The sequence below is a fragment of the Achromobacter insolitus genome, from assembly GCF_002209555.1.
GTDB lineage: Bacteria > Pseudomonadota > Gammaproteobacteria > Burkholderiales > Burkholderiaceae_B > Achromobacter > Achromobacter insolitus.
Window position 1 is genome coordinate 204,629 of sequence record NZ_NJIF01000005.1, and the last position, 17,020, is coordinate 221,648.

The 17,020-nt window shown below is 63.2% G+C and carries 19 protein-coding genes and 1 tRNA gene; 12 read left to right on the forward strand and 8 right to left on the reverse strand.

What is annotated here, in order from left to right:
* Positions 1-48: 48 nt before the first annotated feature.
* From CEY08_RS30190 to CEY08_RS30380, 5 genes are all read right to left on the reverse strand, one after another.
* Entirely contained in the window at positions 49-534 is a 486-nt protein-coding gene (locus CEY08_RS30190) for a hypothetical protein (protein WP_076814307.1), read from the reverse strand.
* 800 nt (positions 535-1,334) lie between these two features.
* The gene (locus tag CEY08_RS18740; RefSeq protein ID WP_076814311.1) at positions 1,335-2,060 is read right to left on the reverse strand and encodes a hypothetical protein; all 726 of its coding nucleotides are present in this window, start codon (positions 2,058-2,060) and stop codon (positions 1,335-1,337) included.
* Between the two features lie 73 nt (positions 2,061-2,133).
* The gene (locus CEY08_RS30375; RefSeq protein ID WP_076814313.1) at positions 2,134-2,556 is read right to left on the reverse strand and encodes an HNH endonuclease; all 423 of its coding nucleotides are present in this window, start codon (positions 2,554-2,556) and stop codon (positions 2,134-2,136) included.
* Between the two features lie 118 nt (positions 2,557-2,674).
* Positions 2,675-3,058 (reverse strand): hypothetical protein, encoded by a 384-nt coding sequence (locus CEY08_RS18750; protein ID WP_076814316.1) that lies wholly within the window; start codon positions 3,056-3,058, stop codon positions 2,675-2,677.
* Complete coding sequence (locus CEY08_RS30380) at positions 3,055-3,531, reverse strand: hypothetical protein (RefSeq protein ID WP_076814318.1); 477 nt, start codon at positions 3,529-3,531, stop codon at positions 3,055-3,057. Before CEY08_RS30380 ends, CEY08_RS18750 begins: the two co-directional genes overlap by 4 nt.
* A 448-nt stretch (positions 3,532-3,979) precedes the next feature.
* Between CEY08_RS30380 and CEY08_RS18760 the strand changes: the two genes are divergently transcribed.
* The 5 genes from CEY08_RS18760 (at position 3,980) to CEY08_RS18785 (ending at position 7,618) form a co-directional block, all read left to right on the forward strand.
* Positions 3,980-4,282, forward strand: a complete 303-nt coding sequence (locus tag CEY08_RS18760) for a hypothetical protein (RefSeq protein ID WP_126389587.1) — start codon at positions 3,980-3,982, stop codon at positions 4,280-4,282.
* Positions 4,283-4,520: 238 nt separating this feature from the next.
* Positions 4,521-5,039 (forward strand): hypothetical protein, encoded by a 519-nt coding sequence (locus CEY08_RS18770; protein ID WP_076814325.1) that lies wholly within the window; start codon positions 4,521-4,523, stop codon positions 5,037-5,039.
* Entirely contained in the window at positions 5,036-5,254 is a 219-nt protein-coding gene (locus CEY08_RS18775) for a hypothetical protein (RefSeq protein ID WP_076814327.1), read from the forward strand. The genes CEY08_RS18770 and CEY08_RS18775 overlap by 4 nt, the downstream gene beginning before the upstream one ends.
* An 8-nt stretch (positions 5,255-5,262) precedes the next feature.
* Positions 5,263-7,257, forward strand: coding sequence for a ParB/RepB/Spo0J family partition protein (locus tag CEY08_RS18780; protein ID WP_088607749.1), 1,995 nt, complete (start codon positions 5,263-5,265; stop codon positions 7,255-7,257).
* 130 nt (positions 7,258-7,387) lie between these two features.
* Entirely contained in the window at positions 7,388-7,618 is a 231-nt protein-coding gene (locus CEY08_RS18785; RefSeq protein ID WP_076814334.1) for a MerR family transcriptional regulator, read from the forward strand.
* On the opposite strand, the gene CEY08_RS18790 is transcribed toward CEY08_RS18785, so the two are convergent.
* The 3 genes from CEY08_RS18790 to CEY08_RS18800 all read right to left on the reverse strand — a co-directional run bounded on the left by CEY08_RS18790 (position 7,578) and on the right by CEY08_RS18800 (position 9,388).
* Positions 7,578-8,147, reverse strand: coding sequence for a hypothetical protein (locus CEY08_RS18790; protein WP_126389584.1), 570 nt, complete (start codon positions 8,145-8,147; stop codon positions 7,578-7,580). The two genes, CEY08_RS18785 and CEY08_RS18790, sit on opposite strands and share 41 nt — an antisense overlap.
* 30 nt (positions 8,148-8,177) lie before the next feature.
* Positions 8,178-9,161, reverse strand: a complete 984-nt coding sequence (locus CEY08_RS18795; RefSeq protein ID WP_076814338.1) for a tyrosine-type recombinase/integrase — start codon at positions 9,159-9,161, stop codon at positions 8,178-8,180.
* A gap of 140 nt (positions 9,162-9,301) precedes the next feature.
* Positions 9,302-9,388 (reverse strand) — tRNA-Leu (locus CEY08_RS18800).
* A 47-nt stretch (positions 9,389-9,435) separates the two neighbouring features.
* On the opposite strand from CEY08_RS18800, the gene dapC reads away from it, so the two are divergent.
* The 7 genes from dapC to CEY08_RS18835 all read left to right on the forward strand — a co-directional run bounded on the left by dapC (position 9,436) and on the right by CEY08_RS18835 (position 16,996).
* Positions 9,436-10,632 carry a succinyldiaminopimelate transaminase gene (dapC, locus tag CEY08_RS18805; RefSeq protein ID WP_063959911.1) on the forward strand — a complete coding sequence of 399 codons (1,197 nt, stop codon included), beginning with the start codon at positions 9,436-9,438 and terminating at the stop codon, positions 10,630-10,632.
* A gap of 24 nt (positions 10,633-10,656) precedes the next feature.
* Positions 10,657-11,478, forward strand: a complete 822-nt coding sequence (gene dapD / locus CEY08_RS18810; protein ID WP_042794146.1) for a 2,3,4,5-tetrahydropyridine-2,6-dicarboxylate N-succinyltransferase — start codon at positions 10,657-10,659, stop codon at positions 11,476-11,478.
* Positions 11,478-12,620 (forward strand): succinyl-diaminopimelate desuccinylase, encoded by a 1,143-nt coding sequence (gene dapE / locus CEY08_RS18815; RefSeq protein ID WP_042794147.1) that lies wholly within the window; start codon positions 11,478-11,480, stop codon positions 12,618-12,620. The genes dapD and dapE overlap by 1 nt, the downstream gene beginning before the upstream one ends.
* Before the next feature lie 13 nt (positions 12,621-12,633).
* Entirely contained in the window at positions 12,634-13,530 is an 897-nt protein-coding gene (gene prmB / locus CEY08_RS18820) for a 50S ribosomal protein L3 N(5)-glutamine methyltransferase (protein WP_076814340.1), read from the forward strand.
* Complete coding sequence (locus tag CEY08_RS18825) at positions 13,527-15,461, forward strand: ABC-F family ATP-binding cassette domain-containing protein (RefSeq protein ID WP_088607751.1); 1,935 nt, start codon at positions 13,527-13,529, stop codon at positions 15,459-15,461. The genes prmB and CEY08_RS18825 overlap by 4 nt, the downstream gene beginning before the upstream one ends.
* A 120-nt stretch (positions 15,462-15,581) precedes the next feature.
* Entirely contained in the window at positions 15,582-16,070 is a 489-nt protein-coding gene (locus CEY08_RS18830; protein WP_042794149.1) for an RNA polymerase sigma factor, read from the forward strand.
* Positions 16,071-16,072: 2 nt separating this feature from the next.
* Positions 16,073-16,996, forward strand: coding sequence for a FecR family protein (locus tag CEY08_RS18835; RefSeq protein WP_076814342.1), 924 nt, complete (start codon positions 16,073-16,075; stop codon positions 16,994-16,996).
* The last annotated feature ends 24 nt before the right edge of the window (positions 16,997-17,020 follow it).

A 17,020-nucleotide genomic window follows, 5' to 3' on the forward strand; every position in this document is an offset into this window, starting at 1 on the left:
CATACTCTCGATCCCAAACCTCCCACGCATCCTCTGGCGGGATGAGCTTTAGGCGGCGCTTGGGCGGCTTCGGCCGTGTGCGACGAGATCGCCGAACAGGTCGTCCTGGCCGCCCTCCCCGATCTTGCTCTCCTTGAGCCGCGCCTCGACTTGAGACATTACCGTCATACATGCTTCAGGCAGATCCCGTTTGAGTTGCTCGGCGCCCTTGCGCTCGTTGTAGCTATGCGGCAGCTCGTATCGGTTGCCCTCCTTGGAGGTCGCATAGCGCCCCACGGTTTCGCATAGGGCGCGGTCCTGTGCCCAAGCTCGGATGCAATCGACAAGCAGCGTCAACTGCATGGCCGCAGCGGTGATATCCCGCTTGCTGCCAATCAGCTGATCGCACAACCAGATGTAGATGCGACGCCATTCATCATCGACCTTGATCGACGGCGGCGGCATCGGCAGATCAATCCCGAACTTTGCCGACCGCCAAGGGGCAGCGCCTCCCCCGCCTTGGATGACCCCCAACGGAGGCTTTCTCTGGTCCATCGTGACTCCAAAAATGAATGAGGGGCCACGCGAGTCGAGTGCTGCGATTTCGATGCGTCAGAGGGGCTTCTATTTCACCCCTCCCCCCCTTTTCCGAACCTTTCCCATAAAAATTCAGCTGGGCGCTCGGTCCCGACGCGTTTCGCCGTGACTTTTGCCCCCCCCTGCCCCCCCTGCAAACCGGTCCAATCTGTTACAACGACCTTTTTTTGACAGAGGAGAACCGCATGGCCCGCGACGTAATCGACGTCATCAACGAACAGAAGGGACAACTGCTCAACTTGCAGTGTCTGACCTCCGCAATCGTTCGCGCCCTGCCTCCCGAAGGAAGAGAGGCTGTACGTCATTGCCTTAACGAAGAGCTTGAAGCCGCACGCACTATGCCCCTCGCGTCGCCGGCACCGTAGTCGGTTGGCAAGAGCTTTGAAATGCATGCTGCCAGCACGGCGGATTACCTAGCCAGCCTCCCATAACTGCAACCCCATAGAGTTCTTTTCTTGCGTCGATAGCACCAAGATCGGACTGGGCTGCGTGCCGGCTGTTCAGCCCCGCGGCCAGCTCGGACGTTGACAACGGCACACGCTCCGTTTTGCTTACCATGACGATCGATCTCCTAATGCCTGACGTTCGACGACCCATCCCGGGCCGCCCCGCCGTTTGATGGGCTACAGGCATGAATGCACCAAAAGAAAAAGCCCAGCATGTGGACCGGGCCTTTGGTTTCAGAGCGCTTTGCCGCAAGCTCCGCAGGAATGTGGCGAACTATGCGCTAATAGCTTCGCGTCATTTAATTCCAACTTTTAGGCGATCTCCGCCAAATCGCACCTGTAGTGATACGTCTGCCCTTTCTCAGTATCCACGACAGTCGGGGTCACTACATTGGCTCTTGGAGCGCTGTCGACTCGTTTGCTCCAACGAAGGGTAAGGGGAATCAAAAGGTCGACTCGATGCATCCTACCCATTGCAAGCGCCACGCAAAGCAGCAGCTCGGCGATGTTTACGAATGCCTCACCACAAATCGCAAATACTTTTTCTTCTTCTCCCTGTTCCAGGCTTTCCACACCTAGGGCGAACATTTCCAGCTCATTCATCGCTGCTGTGACCGCTACGAACGCCATATAAATCGGATCTGATTTTTTCCTCTCGATCGACTCATCAAGATCGAGAGGAAAACTTACGCTGAGAATCGAACCACTTTTCGAATATTCAAAAATTTCGCCACCGAGAGCGTCGTAGACCTTTTCACTTGCTTCCCGAGCGTTGGGCAGTACGCGGGAAATGAAGTCATTGACCAGCGCGAACCTAATTTGGACCTTCTGAACTTCGAGCCGGCGTCGTTCAATTTCTCTGGTCAAGCGCAAGCTATCCTGCGCAATATGCACCTGCCGTAACGCGTAGACCGCCCCAGCAAGTAACAGTGGTCCCGCCGCTATAAAGTAAATAGCTTCAAGAAAATTCTTCCATAGCGCAAGATGGCTAGTTGCCTGCGCAAGCCAGACTGTGAACTCCGCCTTCAGATAATCCATAGGGTCTCCAACCGCAAGAGACGCGATTTTAGCTAGATCTCTGCCTTCCCTTGCATGTCGGTTTCGACGATCCTCACCGCCGTCGATTGCCGAACGCGCCATCGTCCCGCGCCGTCTTGCGCGAGTGGCAGCGCCAGCACAGCGGCTGCCAGTTGGCGCGATCCCAGAACAGGGCGCGGGCCGCAGCTATGCGGTCCGCATCTCCCGAGGCCAGCGCCTCCGCCAGCCGGTGTGGCACGATGTGGTCAGTAACCTCTGCGGCAGTCACCCGGCCCCGTGCGGAGCATGCACAACACAACGGGTTGTTTCGCAGAAAGCCCTGGCTGGTCTTCGCCCAGCGATGACCGTACCCCCGGCTGGCGGCACTTCCGCGCTCGCGATCTTTTTCGCGGGCGGCCTCCTGCTGGGCTGGCGCATGCCGCTCGCAATAGCCGCCGCCGCGCACGAGCGCTGCACACCCCGGATGCAGGCAAGGACGAGGACGAGCTACAGGCATGGAAGCACCAATAGAAAAGGCCCGGCGTGAGGGCCGGGCCTTGATGGTGGAGCGCTTATGTCGCAAGCTCCGCAGGAATGTAGCGAATTCTAGGGGGGCTCAGGCTACCTCATCTAATTCAAAGTGTTACCGAAGCACGCCGGGCCAGATCGCGGCGCCTACTAAACCACTCGTCAATGCGCTTGTCGGCATGGGCCAGCCGCCTCTGCAACGTTATCTTCGATATGCCTATCTCTTGCGCAATGCCCTCCATCGTGCCCTCGGACGTGTGCCAAACGAGAACAGCGTCCTTAAGCTCCTTCGGCAGGCCAGCCACAGCCCTATCTGTGATCTCGCACTCCAGACTATCCACCGGCACATAGCTGCGCTTAGCACCTCCCCCCACCGCGTCCGCAAGTTGGGCCAACACAGAGCCGCCGAGCCGAGCAGTGCCCAATAGCACCCAACGGCCCCATTGGTCGAGGCGCTCCCGGACCCATGGAATGCGCTGAATCTCGCTCATCTTTGCGCCCCTCCGAAACGATCCCTCTCCGCGATCGCTTGCTGTATCCGCGCCCGGTACTGCTCAGAAGTTTCGCCGGGGCGAGCGGAGCCCACCCCGACCTCACGGCCCTTTTGATCCATCATCACATGGGACGTCCACCAGACGGGCTCCGTCGGAGCCTGTCGCTCGGGACGCGGCGCCGGGATAATCACGTCATCTTTCCAGCGCTCCCCGTTGATCCAGGTTGCCGGATGCGGAATAAATTCCGTGGCGGTGCGCGCTGCCTTCCAGTAGGCGAGGTGATTGGGCAAGACATGCAGCACCGCTCGCCGATCCGCCGCTCGTAATTTCGCCCACGCCCGCTCAGCGGCCTTCTTTGCGGTCCTGCGGGGCCACTGTGCCCAAAATGTGGAAAAGTCTGGTCCAACGTGGCCTTTTGGGGACGCGCCGTGCGCGAAATTTTCTTGCATGCTCAGAATTAGCTCTGTCATGAAACACCTATGCACATGTGGAGTTACGGCCTTGCTTCGTTGGTGAGATGGGTGCGATGGGCAGAGCTCCCCCTAGCCCGTTGTGGATAACGGGAGCAATGCCCACCCTTGCATTGCCTCGCCGGAGCCGACGGTATGCATCAGGGCGTCCTGGCGGATGTACGCCCCAGGACTCGACCAGACTGTCAGCACCCGTACCGGCACTCCTACCCGCGCTCTAGTCTTTCGCACCCACGCTGCCCCTCGGGTTCGGTTTGGGGCATTGCACCCAGGGATAACCGCGTATCTAGCCTCTTCGTCCCTGAGCCTCGTGCGCTTACGGCGGCTGACTCTGCTTCTTGATGTGCATAACTTCTCCGTGACGCCAGAAAGGCGCGAGTGAAGGATCCCGACGCCCAGCGGCGTCGAACCTTGATGGATGGTTTCGTGGCAGCGCGACCAAGTACGCATGCGAACGCCCGTCGACGGTCTCCAACACAGCGATGACGTCGTGGTCGGGCGTGTCGATGCACGCCTGACCATCACGAACGACCAACGTCTGCTTGCCGCCGACGACGAGCGTCGCGAACGCATGATCGCGCGCGCTTGCACCCCACGCGGCAAGCTCTGGCGCGAGCCCAGCACCGGCACGTATGCGTGCATCTATACGAATCCGGACGGCGAGGCGATCGTGCAGGCCATACCAGACGCGCCCTACCTGGACGCGTGGGAGCCAGCCGGCGGCAACCAGCTCGTAGCAGCCCGCAGGTGATTCCAATGCGATCGCAACCCAGCCGGGATGACCTGTTGCTCGCACTTCGCAAAACACGGTGCGCGTACGACCTCGATACAGCCATGTCTATCCCCGCCCTCGCGATCGCCCTAACTAACACGGCGGAGGCGTTGGCCCGCCGCAGAGCAGCCCCGATCAGGGACCAGCTCAAGCGCTATCTCGGCAGGGCCGACTGGCGCTCCATCGCCGCCAATGACGACTAGACCAGGATCGAACCATGACAACCAGCTATTCCGATCAAATCCTGCAGGCGCTCGCGAAGCACGGCCGCCTCAACTGCCAGCAGTTGGCGAACAAGATCAGCCACGACTCGAAGAAAACGACGCAGCTGGTGAGCTTCATGCGCACGAACAAGAAGGTTAAAACGGACGGCCAGATTGACGGGCTGGCGGCATACAGCCTCACCGATCTTGGGCGTTCACTCGTTCCAGTCAAGGCTCCGCGCGTCGAACTGAGCCCAACCGCGCCGAGCAGCTTGGATGACCTCGCCGACGCCCAGTTGCGCCCGGTCAGACCGTCGGGAACTGAGCCCCAATCGTCCGCCGCCTGGGATATGTACTCACGCGCGAAGCGAGATTCGCTGCGCCAGGTCGAGCAGTCGGGGCCGGCATTCGGCTTGTTGAACACCCGCGAGTTTCTGATCATGTTCGAGGGGCACATGATCAAGATCCCCGCCGAGAACGTGCCGGCCATGCGCGCGCAGCTCAACACGCCTGCCGCAGGGGCATTCCAATGACCGCCCGCCCGAACGAACTGCGGGGCCAGGCCAAGCGGCAAATCTCCGCTGCCCGCTCCTTTCTCGCATCGCTGCAGACGCTCGCGCTGCGCTCCGGCACCGCCGCCCATGATCGCGACGAGCTCGCCCAGCAACTGCAGCGCCTCGAGGCCGAAACCGAAGGCCTCGCCCGCATCGTCTACGCCGGCACCACGCCGGCCAACTCGCAAGCGTAGGACACGCCATGACCGCCGAAACCACGATCGCCCTCGCCGCCGACGCGCCGCAGCCCGCCGATTGGGAAGTTACCGAGGAAACCCCTCGCGAGTATCGCGAGGGCATTTACTCCCGCAACGACGTCATCCCGTCCAAGACCAACCCTCGCAAGCGGTTCGACCAGGAAACCCTGCAGGAGCTCGCCGGCAGTCTCCGTAAGCACGGCATCCTGCAGCCGATCCTATGCCGCGAGCACCCGACCGAATCCGGCAAGCTCGAGCTCATCGCCGGGGAGCGTCGGTGGCGCGCTGCCGGCATTGCCAAGCTGGCGCATGTCCCCGTGCGCATCATCGTCGTAGACGACCTCGAAATGCTCGAGCTGCAGATCATCGAGAATCTGCAGCGCCAGGATCTGCACCCCATCGAGGAGGCAGAGAGCTACGAAGCGCTGCTCGCCGCCCACAAGGGTGACCCCGAGTACGGCGTCAATGAAATGGCGACGATCCTCAAGAAGTCCCGCGCCTATATTTACGCCCGCCTGAAGCTGTGCGACCTGCAGCCCGAGGCACGTACGGCGTTCTTCGAAGACAAGTTGACCGCATCCGTCGCGCTTCTGGTGGCGCGGATCCCGGTGCGCGAGCTGCAGCTGAAAGCACTTCACGAAGTGACCACCGGCGAGACGGAGGAGTACTACTCCGATGACGAAGGCCCCATGACAGCTCGCCGGGCTGCTGAGCATATCCAGGAAAACTATATGCTCGAGCTAAAGCGCGCGGTTTTTCCCATCGCGCAGGCCGACCTAACGGCCTCGGCCGGCCCCTGCACTAGCTGCATTAAGCGAACGGGCGCACAACCCGAGCTGTTCTCTGACGTTGAGAGTGCAGACGTCTGCACCGATCCCACCTGCTTCGATCAAAAGAAGCAAGCGCACCTCGCCAAGCTTGCGGAGGTCGCTGAGCAGACGGGCCAAAAGGTCATACGCGGCGAGAAGGCCGAAAAGATCTTCCCCCACGAGCACTCGTATCCGCGAGGCTACGTCAAACCCGACGCGACCCCTTGGCAGCACCACACCGACGGAAAGACGTATGCGGAAATCCTCGGCGACGACATGCCGCTGGCGATCATGATCGAGAATCCGCACAGTGGCGAACTGGTCGCCTTGGTTCCCGAGAAGGATGTATTTAAGGCATTGGCGGACAAGGGCATCAAGTCGAGCCAGGACGAGCACCGGGAACGAGTAAAGAAGGAGGAAGCTAAGACCAAACTCGAGCGCGACTCGCGCCGAGGAACCCTCGAGAGCATCCACGAGGCAGTATCCCAGCGCATCAACGACGGCGAGACCCTCAAGCATGAGGATCTGCTGATGATCGCGCAGGCCTCTATGGCGCGGTTGTGGAACGATCACAGGCCGACTGTGTGCCGCCTTTGGGGCTGGGACCACAAGAACCACGACGAGGTCCGCGCCGGCGTCGACGGACTCTCCGCCGGCCAGTTGGCCCTGCTGCTCATGGAGATCGCAATCGCACCCGAGCTGGCCGTCAATTCCTACTCAACCAATGAGCCGACGTATCTCGCCGCCACGGCCGAGCGTTATGGCGTCGACCCCAGCGCCACCAAGAAGGCGCTCCGCGCGGAAGGCCGGGAGAAGGCCAAGCCCAAGGTGCAGAAGGCCGACAAGGACGCCGCCAAAAAGACGGCCTCGCGGCCGAAAAAGGCCACGGCGGCGCCGGCAACAGCGGACACCTCCACACAGCAGATCGACGGACAGGCGGACACCAGCGCCGCCACTGCCGCCGCCGTGAGTCAGCAAGCAGCCAAACTTCCCAAGAAGCCGACTAAGCGCACAAGCAAGGCCACCACAGCACCGCCTGCGGCGAGCGACGCGGCGCAAGACGCCCAGGAAGGCAAGGTGCCGGTGAGCCCCAAACCAGCCCGCAGCCGGGCGGAGAACAAAGCAGCGACACCCATTAGCTCCGCGACCGAGGAACCACCCCAGGACACCACCGACAACAAGGAGCAGTAATGGCTGACAAATGCAAAGGCCTGCTCGGCCGTCTGTTCGGCCATCGTCTGCGCATCGTAGTCGACGACCGAGGTATGTACCTCCACCACGCCTGCACGCGGTGCCCACACAAGATCATCAAGGAGCTGTAATGGCCCTCACCATCGAGCAGCACGAGCTGCAGCGCCTGCTGGTCGAAGCGGCGCGCCTGGGCGCCAACCATGCCATCGAGGACATGGTCTGCTATCACCTACAGGACGCCTGCGCCCGCCTCGGCATCAGCTACAACACTCTGAAAAAACGGATTGACCAGGGCAAAATCCACTGCGTGGATGGACGGATCACGGGTGCGGAGATCCGGCGGTACCTTTCGCCTTGTTAGCCGCATCCTGCGTGAAAAGCCAATTGAGAGCAATGGACCAGAACCTTGCGAAACAGATCAGAAAGTCCGCTCGAAGGTTTCCGCCACCAAAGGTCCAGCGCATTCCAGGGTACTTGTTAGGTAGTTCCAGAAAGCCGCGCTCGACCTCTTTCCATAGCTCCGGAGCAGAGGAAAGAGGACGCAGCGCGTTAACGAAGCGGGCGAGCTGTCCAATATCGCCAGCATCGATGCCTCGCTCGTCCCGGTGCGCCAGCTTATTGCGCATCGTATTGACGTGCTTCATCACGGCCGCCAACGGCACGGGCAAACCTGCCACTGAGGCGTAACCCAGCTTATCTGCAAAGTTGCGCAGATTGGGCACGAACAGCTTCACATCCGAAGCCAACAGTAAATCGCGCGCGACCTCGAGATACGCCTCCGCGAGCAGATGCAACCGCAGTACGGTTCCGAGTTCATCATCGGTCTCAGCCGCGCGCAGGAATACGTTGTATTGCACATCAAGCTTTCTAAGATCCAATTCGGAATTCATAAGCATGCTCGACAAATGGAGACGACGAGTCTACCCCAATCGGGCGGCGATGCTTGATCCATGCGGGTTGTAATAAACCATGGCCATCTTCGGATCGGTCCAGCCGAACATCTTGCACAGGTCCAGCACGTCGATCTTCTTGGCGATCATCGTCGCCGCGGTGTGTCGGCTGTCGTGAAACGTGAAGCCGGACAACCCGGCGCGCTCGCGGTACTTCCGGAACAGCGCGTCCAGCGATGCCGACCGAATGCCGAAGACGAGGTTTTCGTCCCAACCTTTCATGCGTTTCAGGATGGCCCGCGCACGCGTCGACAACGGCACGTCGCGCGGCCGGTCGCTCTTCGTGTTGGGCAGATGCGCATGCAGGTCGTGCACGTTCGCCCACGTCAGCCCGCACAGCTCCCCAGCGCGCATGCCCGTGCGCAGCGCCAGCAGCATGCAATTGGCCACCGCCTCTGCCGTGCTTCCGATGCGCCCGGAGCGCTGGTAGCCCATCTCGCGCAGCATCTTGCGCACCTCGGACATGCTGATTGTTCGGTCGCGGTGCTTGCCCTTGGCGGGCTTACGGATCCCACGGACGGGGTTCAGGTCCACCCACTCCCATTCCAACCGCGCCGCTTCGAACACCGACGCCAACAGGCTCAGCTCGCGCAGCACGGACGACGGGCCGATCTTCTTGGCGCGGTCATCCCGAAAGGCCCCGACATGCTGGGCGGTCACCTTGGACATTGGCAGGTCCAGCGGCAGCACGTAGCTTTCAAAGGCAGCCAGGCGCACCTGCTCCCACCGCTCACCTTTCCGTTGCGGGGACACTTCATCGCTGTATTTTCGCAACGCTTGACGCAGCGTATGCAGGTCGCCGGCCGGCTTTGTAGCGTGATCCCGGACATGGGATTCGCGTTTTGCCGCCCACTCGACGGCCTCGCGCCGCGTGGGGAATACTTGGCTGTCACGGACGCCAAGCAATTTTATTTGTGCCCGATACCCTTTTGCGGTCTTCTGGATGCTTGCCATGTGGGGCCGAGAGCGGGGCTCAGATGGGGCCGGAGACTGCGAATTCTTGCTTTTTGGCAGTCAACCGATCACCCACCCACCCTGCTAAACCGTTGATTTGAAAGAAATTGATCATAGCCGATCAACGGTTTGAATAGTCTTGGTGCGAAGGAGGGGACTCGAACCCCTACACCTGTTACGGCGTCAGGACCTAAACCTGGTGCGTCTACCAATTTCGCCACCTTCGCTATAGGCCAAGCCCGCTATTGTAGCTTGCTTGTTAAAATCTTGCGTCATGAATCCGCGCCTCGATGCTCTACACCCCTACCCGTTCGAAAAACTGCGGGCTTTACTGGCCTCTGCCAGCCAGCAGCCGGACGGCCTGACGCCCATCAATCTGTCTATCGGCGAGCCCAAACACGCCGCGCCCGCGCGCGTCGAGCAGGCCATCCGCGACAGTCTTGCGGGGCTGTCCGTCTATCCGTCCACCAAAGGCGATCCGGCGTTGCGCCGGGCGATCTCGGAATGGCTGGCGCGCCGCTACAGCATCCCTGCTCCCGATCCGGAAACACAAGTGTTGCCGGCGCTGGGCTCGCGCGAGGCGCTGTTCGCGTTCACCCAGACCGTTATCGATCCGTCCGCCGGCTCGGTAGTGATCTGCCCCAATCCGTTCTATCAGATCTACGAAGGCGCGGCCCTGCTGGCCGGCGCCATGCCGTACTTCGTCAACGCCGACCCCGTGCGCAATTTCGCCAGCGACTGGAACCAGGTGCCTGACGAAATCTGGAAGAAGACGCGCATGGTGTTTGTTTGTTCGCCGGGCAATCCGGCCGGCAACGTCATGTCGCTGGACGAATGGAAAACGCTGTTCGAACTCTCCGACCGCCACGGCTTCGTGATCGTCTCGGACGAGTGCTACTCCGAAATCTATCTGGACGAAGGCAACCCGCCGCTGGGCGGCCTGCAGGCGGCCCGCCGCCTGGGCCGCGACTCCTACCGCAACCTGGTGGCGTTCTCCAGCCTGTCCAAGCGTTCCAACGTGCCTGGCCTGCGCTCGGGCTTCGTGGCCGGCGACGCGGCGCTGATCGGCCGATTCCTGCTGTATCGCACGTATCATGGCAGCGCCATGAGCCCGATCGTATCCGCGGCCAGCATTGCCGCCTGGACGGACGAGGCGCACGTGAAGGACAACCGGCGCCTGTACCGCGAAAAATTCGACGCCGTGGTGCCCATCCTGCAGAAGGTCCTGGACGTCTCCCGCCCGCAAGCCTCGTTCTACCTGTGGGCGGCGACGCCGGGATCGGACACGGCATTCGCGCGCGACCTTTTTGGCCGCACTGGTGTTACCGTGCTGCCGGGCAGTTTCCTCGCGCGCGAGGCGCATGGCGTGAACCCCGGCGAGGGCCGCATCCGCATTGCTTTGGTGGCGCCCTTGGCTGACTGCGTGCAGGCAGCCGAACGCATCGCCCATTTTGTGCATACTTCCGTTTGATCAACCTTTAAAAGCTGAGCCGCTATGACTCTCGACCTGCAGACCACCATCGAACAAGCCTGGGACGACCGGGCCAACCTGTCGCCCACCGACGCCAGCGCCGAAGTGCGCGAAGCGGTCGAGCACACCATCGACGGCCTGGATCTGGGCCGCTTGCGCGTGGCCGAGAAAATCAACGACGACTGGGTCGTGCACCAGTGGATCAAGAAGGCCGTGCTGCTGTCCTTCCGCCTGAACGACAACGCCATCATGGGCCAGGCTCCGCTGCAGTTCTACGACAAGGTGCCGCTCAAGTTCTCGGAATACGGCGACAACGCCTTCAAGCAAGGCGGCTACCGCGTGGTGCCGCCGGCCGTGGCCCGCCGCGGCGCATACATCGCCCGCAACGTGGTGCTGATGCCCTCCTACGTGAACATCGGCGCCTACGTCGACGAAGGCACCATGGTCGACACCTGGGCCACCGTGGGATCGTGCGCCCAGATCGGCAAGAACGTCCACCTGTCGGGCGGCGTAGGCATCGGCGGCGTGCTCGAGCCCCTGCAAGCCAATCCGACCATCATCGAAGACAACTGCTTCATCGGCGCCCGCTCGGAAGTCGTGGAGGGCGTGATCGTCGAAGAGAACTCGGTGCTGGCCATGGGCGTGTTCCTGTCGCAAAGCACCAAGATCTACGACCGCGCCACCGGCAAGATCACCTATGGCCGCGTGCCGTCGGGTTCGGTCGTGGTTCCGGGCTCGCTGCCTTCGGCCGACGGTTCGCACAGCCTGGCCTGCGCGGTCATCGTCAAGCGCGTCGACGCGCAGACCCGCGCCAAGACCAGCATCAATGATCTGCTGAGGGCGTAATGAGCACGACCTCGTCCGCCGTATTGGCTCTGGTCAAGGACCTGATTGCCCGGCCATCGGTCACGCCGGCCGATGAAGACTGCCAGGCGACTCTGGCAGCGCGCCTGGAACGCATCGGCTTCACCTGCGAGACCATCGCGCAGGGCGGGGTCACCAACCTGTGGGCGCGGCGCGGCAGCGCGGCACCGGTGACCGTGTTCGCGGGTCACACTGACGTGGTGCCTCCGGGGCCGCGCGAAAAGTGGGAGAGCGATCCTTTCGTTCCGACCGAACGCGATGGCTACCTGTACGGCCGCGGAGCGGCCGACATGAAGAGCTCGATCGCCGCCTTCGTGGTGGCGGCCGAGGAATTCGTGGCGGCTCACCCCCAGCATGGCGGCTCGATCGCCCTGCTGATCACTTCCGATGAGGAAGGCCCTTCCATCGACGGCACGGCCATCGTCTGCGACGCGCTGAAGGCGCGCGGCGAACAGATGGACTATTGCATCGTCGGCGAGCCTACCTCCGGCGACGTGCTGGGCGACACCTGCAAGAATGGTCGCCGCGGCTCGCTGTCGGGCAAGCTCACGGTCAAGGGCATCCAGGGCCACGTGGCCTACCCTCATCTGGCGCGCAATCCCGTGCACCAGTTGGCGCCCGCGCTGGCCGAGATCGTCGGTATCGAATGGGACCAGGGCAACGAGTACTTCCCGCCCACCACGTTCCAGGTGTCGAACTTGAACTCGGGCACGGGCGCCACCAACGTGGTGCCCGGCGAGGCGGTGGCATTGTTCAACTTCCGCTTCTCGACCGCCAGCACGCCGGAAGGCCTGCAGGCGCGGGTGCACGAAGTCCTGGACCGCCATGGCCTGGAATACACGCTGGATTGGGAACTGGGTGGCGAGCCCTTCCTGACGCCGCGGGGTTCGCTGACGGACGCGCTGGTCTCGGCCATCCGCGACGAAACCGGCGTGACGGCCGAGCTCTCCACAACGGGAGGCACGTCCGACGGCCGTTTCATCGCCAAGATATGTCCGCAGGTCATTGAGTTCGGTCCCTGCAATGCCACGATCCACAAGGTCAACGAACGCATCGAAGTGGCCTCGCTGGATCCGTTGAAGAATATTTATCGGCGGACGCTGGAAAACCTCCTGCTCGCCTAGAAAGAACTCCCCTATGTATCAATCCGCTCGCCAAGAACTGCTGACCCTGCGCGACCTGATCCGTTACGGCGTATCGCGCCTGAACGGCGCCCAGGTCGCGCTCGGACACGGCAGCGACAACGCCTGGGACGAGGCAGTCTATCTGACCCTGCACGCCTTGCATCTGCCCCTGGACACGCTTGAGCCCTTTCTGGACGCCCGCGTGCTCAGCGAAGAACGCAATCGCGTGCTTGAACTGATCGACCGCCGCGTGACGGAGCACCTGCCCGCCGCCTACCTCACCAACGAGGCATGGCTGCGCGGCCATCGCTTCTACGTGGACCAGCGCGTCATCGTGCCGCGCTCGCCCATCGCGGAATTGCTGGACGAGGGCCTGGCGCCCTGGGTTCAGGATGCGCTGGCTGTCGAGAACGTGCTGGACATGTGCACGGGATCCGGCTGCCTGGCCATCCTGTCCGCGCTGGCTTTCCCCTATGCCCACGTGGATGCCGTGGATGTGTCGCCGGACGCGCTGGAAGTGGCGCGCCGCAACGTCGACGACTATGGTCTGGCAGACCGTCTGGACCTGCACGAAAGCAATCTGTTCGACAGCGTGCCGCCGTGCCAGTATGACGTGATCATCTGCAATCCGCCCTACGTAAATAGCGGCTCCATGGACGCCCTGCCCCAGGAATACCGCCACGAACCGCAGTTGGCCCTGGCCGGCGGCGACGATGGCATGGACCTGGTGCGCCGCATCCTGGAAGCGGCGCCGCGCTTCCTCAGGCCTGAAGGCGTGCTGGTGCTGGAGATCGGCCACGAGCGCGACTTCTTCGAAGCAGCGTTCCCGCAGTTGTCGCCCGTCTGGCTGGACACGGAACAAGCCTCCGACCAGCTTTTGCTGCTTACCCGCGAGCAACTGAGCCTGTGATACGCGCCACTGGATTGACCCTGCGCCGTGGCACCAAGGTGCTGCTGGACGGCGCCGAATTCGTTGTGCATCCCGGGGAACGCGTCGGCATCGTGGGCAAGAACGGTGCGGGCAAGTCCTCGCTGTTCGCGCTGCTGACCGGCGCACTGGACCTGGACGCTGGCAACCTGGCCCTGCCCGCCGGCTGGCGCATCGCCAGCGTGAAACAGGAAATCGAAGCGGACGAGCGCCCGGCGCGCGAGTTCGTCATCGACGGCGACACCCATCTGCGCGAGTTGCAGGCGCGCCGCGCCGAATTGACGGACGAGCAAGGCACCCAGATCGCGGAAGTGGAAGCGGCCCTGGTGGAAGCCGGCGCCTGGAGCGCGGCCTCGCGCGCCGAGCAATTGCTGGCTGGCCTGGGCTTCAAGCCGGCCGAATGGATGCAACCGGTCGCGAGCTTTTCCGGTGGCTGGCGCATGCGCCTGGCCTTGGCCCGTGCGCTGATGGCGCCGTCCGAATTGCTGCTGCTGGATGAACCCACCAACCACCTGGATCTCGACGCCATGCTCTGGCTGGAGAAATGGCTGTCTGCCTATCCGGGCACCGTCATGCTGATCTCCCACGACACCGAGTTCCTGGACGCGGTCGCCAAATCCATTCTGCATTTCGATCATGCCAAACTGATCCGCTATCGCGGCGGGTATGGCGACTTCCTGACGCAGCGCGCCGAACGCCTGCGCCAGAGCAATATCGCGTACGAACGCCAGACCCGCGAGGCAGCGCGTCTGCAAGGCTTTATCGACCGCTTCAAGGCCAAGGCCTCCAAGGCCAAGCAGGCACAGAGTCGCGTCAAGGCGCTGGCGCGCATGCAGGTGCTGGCGCCCTTGCACGCCGAAGCGGGCATCGACATCCGCATACCCTCGCCCGAGCAGGTGCCGGATCCGCTGCTGACCCTGGAACACCTGTCGGCTGGCTACACCGACGCGGACGGCAACGCCGTGCCCATCCTGCGTGACGTCACGCTGATGGTGCGGGCCGGCAGCCGCGTGGGCGTGCTGGGCGCCAATGGCGCCGGCAAGAGCACGCTGATCAAGACCCTGGCCGAAGAACTGCCGGTGCAGGCCGGTACGCGCCGCGCATCGCGCGGGCTGGCGATCGGCTATTTCCATCAGCATCAATTGGACATGCTGGACGTGGACAGCACGCCCATCGCTCACTTGGCGCGACTGGCCCCGGAAACCCGCGAGCAGGAGTTGCGGAATTACCTGGGCGGCTTCGGTTTTTCCGGCGACACGGTGACCAGCAAGGTCGGCCCCATGTCCGGCGGTGAAAAGGCTCGCCTGGCCCTGTCCCTGATCGTCTGGCAAAAGCCCAATCTGCTGCTGCTGGACGAACCCAGCAACCACCTGGACGTGGAAACGCGCGAAGCCCTGGCCGCCGCGCTGGCGGATTTCGGCGGCAGCATGCTGCTCGTATCCCACGACCGCCACCTGCTGCGCACCACCGTGGACAGCTTCTGGATCGTGGCCGACGGCGCCGTGCGCGAGTTCGACGGCGATCTGGAAGACTACCGGGACTGGCTTGCCGCCCGCAACGCTGGCGAACGGGCCGAGGCGGCACGCGAAAACGCCGAAGGCAACGAACCGGTCGTCGACCGCAAAGCCCAGCGCCGGGCCGAAGCCGAGCAGCGCCAGCGCCTTTCCGCCTTGCGCAAACCGCTGGAATCCAAGCTCGCCAAGGTCGAGGCCGAAATGGACAAGCTGCGCGCCAAGCTGCACGCGCTGGACGCCGTTATCGCCGACCCCGAGCTGTATTCGGATGCGCGCCGCGCCGAACGCCAGAAGGTCATGGCGGAACACGGCGAGCACGGCAAACGCATGGGCGAACTCGAAGAGCAGTGGTTGGAAATCCAGGGTTCGCTCGAGGAAATCGAGCAATCTGAAGCCTGATTCCCCGCGGCGGGCACCTCGCCCGCCGCCGCTCCGATCCCGATTCGTCTAGAAATAGAAATCGTTATCATTTATACTCTGCCGCGAATTTGACTCTATCTGGCGCCCGGCGCCGGCGACATGTCTTCGCTCACGGATGTATTCCTCCGCCATTACCGAGAGGTATTGGGTTTTCTCTCTTTGCGCACCGGCTCGCGCGACGTTGCGCAGGACTGCGCGCAGGACACCTGGATCAAGCTGGCGGAATTCAAGGACAGGACGCGCCCTGACAACGACCGCGCCTACGTATTCCGCGTGGCCGCCAACATCGCCACGGACTGGCACAGGCGCCGCAGCCGCGAACTGGCGGCCACCGCCGACTTCGCGGCCTCCCGGCCCGCCCTGCATGAACCCGACACCCTCGACGTGGCCGCCGCGCGCCAGATGCTGCGGCGGCTGGAGAAGGCCCTGCTGGCGCAGCCGCGCCGCAGCCTGGATGTCTTTGTGTTGCACCGGCATGAAGGCTTGAGCTATCGCGCCATCGCCCAACGCTTGGCGATTTCCGTCAGTGCGGTGGAAAAGCACATGATGCGCATCCTGCTGGCCTGCGACCAGGCGCTGGCCTCCTGATCATGGCGCCTGCCGCCCCCCGGTCCCGGAGTACTCAAGAGGAAGCATCGCGCTGGGTGGTACGCCACAGCGGCCAAGGCATGGACGCGCAGGCACAGGCGGAGTTCGAAGCCTGGTACCGCGCCGACGCCAGCCACGCCGCCGCCTATGAGCGCCTGTCGCGCCTATGGCGACGGATGGGCGAAATAGAGCGCGGCAAGCTTGCGCCTCGGCGTGCGCGCAAACGCGGCGTGGCGGCCCTCGCCATTCTGGCCGCCTGGCCAGCCTGGCACCTGCTGCGCACAACCCACCTCGGGGCCGATTACTCCACCGGCGCCGAAGTGCGGCGCGTGATGCTGCCTGACGGGTCCAGCGCCACGCTGGATGCCGATTCCGCCATCGCCATCGACTTCACCAAGGGCAAGCGCGAAGTAACGCTCCTGGCGGGACAAGCCCTGTTTTCCGCCGCCCCACGTGCCCCGGGAGGCCCGGACTTCGTGGTGGTCACGCCGGAGGCCTCCGCCGCCGCTCTCGGCACCCGCTATGCCGTTGCGCACGATGCCGGCGGCACGCGCGTCGTCGTGTACGAACATCGCGTCGCGGTCCAGTGCAAGCGCTGCCAGGACAGGCAGAGCCTGGTGCTGGACGCCGGCGACGGCGCCACCGTGTCGGCGGCGGGCATCACCCGGCTCGCCGCGGCCCCGCAGGAACGCGGGCCTGACTGGAGCCAGGGATTGCTGGCCTTCAACGATATCGCCTTGCCCGAAGCCGCCGCCAGGCTTTCCCGGTATGGCGGCAAGCACATCCTGGTGGTGGGCGAAGCCGCGCGCAGCTTGCGCGTGTCGGGCACCGCCAGCATCGGCGATCCCAAGCGCGCCCTGGCGTTGCTGTTGGCGCAGTCGAAGGTGGACATCACCGACCTGCCCGGCCTGCTGATCGTGCGCTGAAACCGATTGAGCCAATTAGCAATC

Coding starts and splice junctions, on each gene's coding strand:
- CEY08_RS30190 (WP_076814307.1), bottom strand. CDS start 534: ATGGACCAGAGAAAGCCTCCGTTGGGGGTCATCCAAGGCGGGGGAGGC.
- CEY08_RS18740 (WP_076814311.1), bottom strand. CDS start 2,060: ATGGATTATCTGAAGGCGGAGTTCACAGTCTGGCTTGCGCAGGCAACT.
- CEY08_RS30375 (WP_076814313.1), bottom strand. CDS start 2,556: ATGCCTGTAGCTCGTCCTCGTCCTTGCCTGCATCCGGGGTGTGCAGCG.
- CEY08_RS18750 (WP_076814316.1), bottom strand. CDS start 3,058: ATGAGCGAGATTCAGCGCATTCCATGGGTCCGGGAGCGCCTCGACCAA.
- CEY08_RS30380 (WP_076814318.1), bottom strand. CDS start 3,531: ATGACAGAGCTAATTCTGAGCATGCAAGAAAATTTCGCGCACGGCGCG.
- CEY08_RS18760 (WP_126389587.1), top strand. CDS start 3,980: ATGCGAACGCCCGTCGACGGTCTCCAACACAGCGATGACGTCGTGGTC.
- CEY08_RS18770 (WP_076814325.1), top strand. CDS start 4,521: ATGACAACCAGCTATTCCGATCAAATCCTGCAGGCGCTCGCGAAGCAC.
- CEY08_RS18775 (WP_076814327.1), top strand. CDS start 5,036: ATGACCGCCCGCCCGAACGAACTGCGGGGCCAGGCCAAGCGGCAAATC.
- CEY08_RS18780 (WP_088607749.1), top strand. CDS start 5,263: ATGACCGCCGAAACCACGATCGCCCTCGCCGCCGACGCGCCGCAGCCC.
- CEY08_RS18785 (WP_076814334.1), top strand. CDS start 7,388: ATGGCCCTCACCATCGAGCAGCACGAGCTGCAGCGCCTGCTGGTCGAA.
- CEY08_RS18790 (WP_126389584.1), bottom strand. CDS start 8,147: ATGAATTCCGAATTGGATCTTAGAAAGCTTGATGTGCAATACAACGTA.
- CEY08_RS18795 (WP_076814338.1), bottom strand. CDS start 9,161: ATGGCAAGCATCCAGAAGACCGCAAAAGGGTATCGGGCACAAATAAAA.
- dapC (WP_063959911.1), top strand. CDS start 9,436: ATGAATCCGCGCCTCGATGCTCTACACCCCTACCCGTTCGAAAAACTG.
- dapD (WP_042794146.1), top strand. CDS start 10,657: ATGACTCTCGACCTGCAGACCACCATCGAACAAGCCTGGGACGACCGG.
- dapE (WP_042794147.1), top strand. CDS start 11,478: ATGAGCACGACCTCGTCCGCCGTATTGGCTCTGGTCAAGGACCTGATT.
- prmB (WP_076814340.1), top strand. CDS start 12,634: ATGTATCAATCCGCTCGCCAAGAACTGCTGACCCTGCGCGACCTGATC.
- CEY08_RS18830 (WP_042794149.1), top strand. CDS start 15,582: ATGTCTTCGCTCACGGATGTATTCCTCCGCCATTACCGAGAGGTATTG.
- CEY08_RS18835 (WP_076814342.1), top strand. CDS start 16,073: ATGGCGCCTGCCGCCCCCCGGTCCCGGAGTACTCAAGAGGAAGCATCG.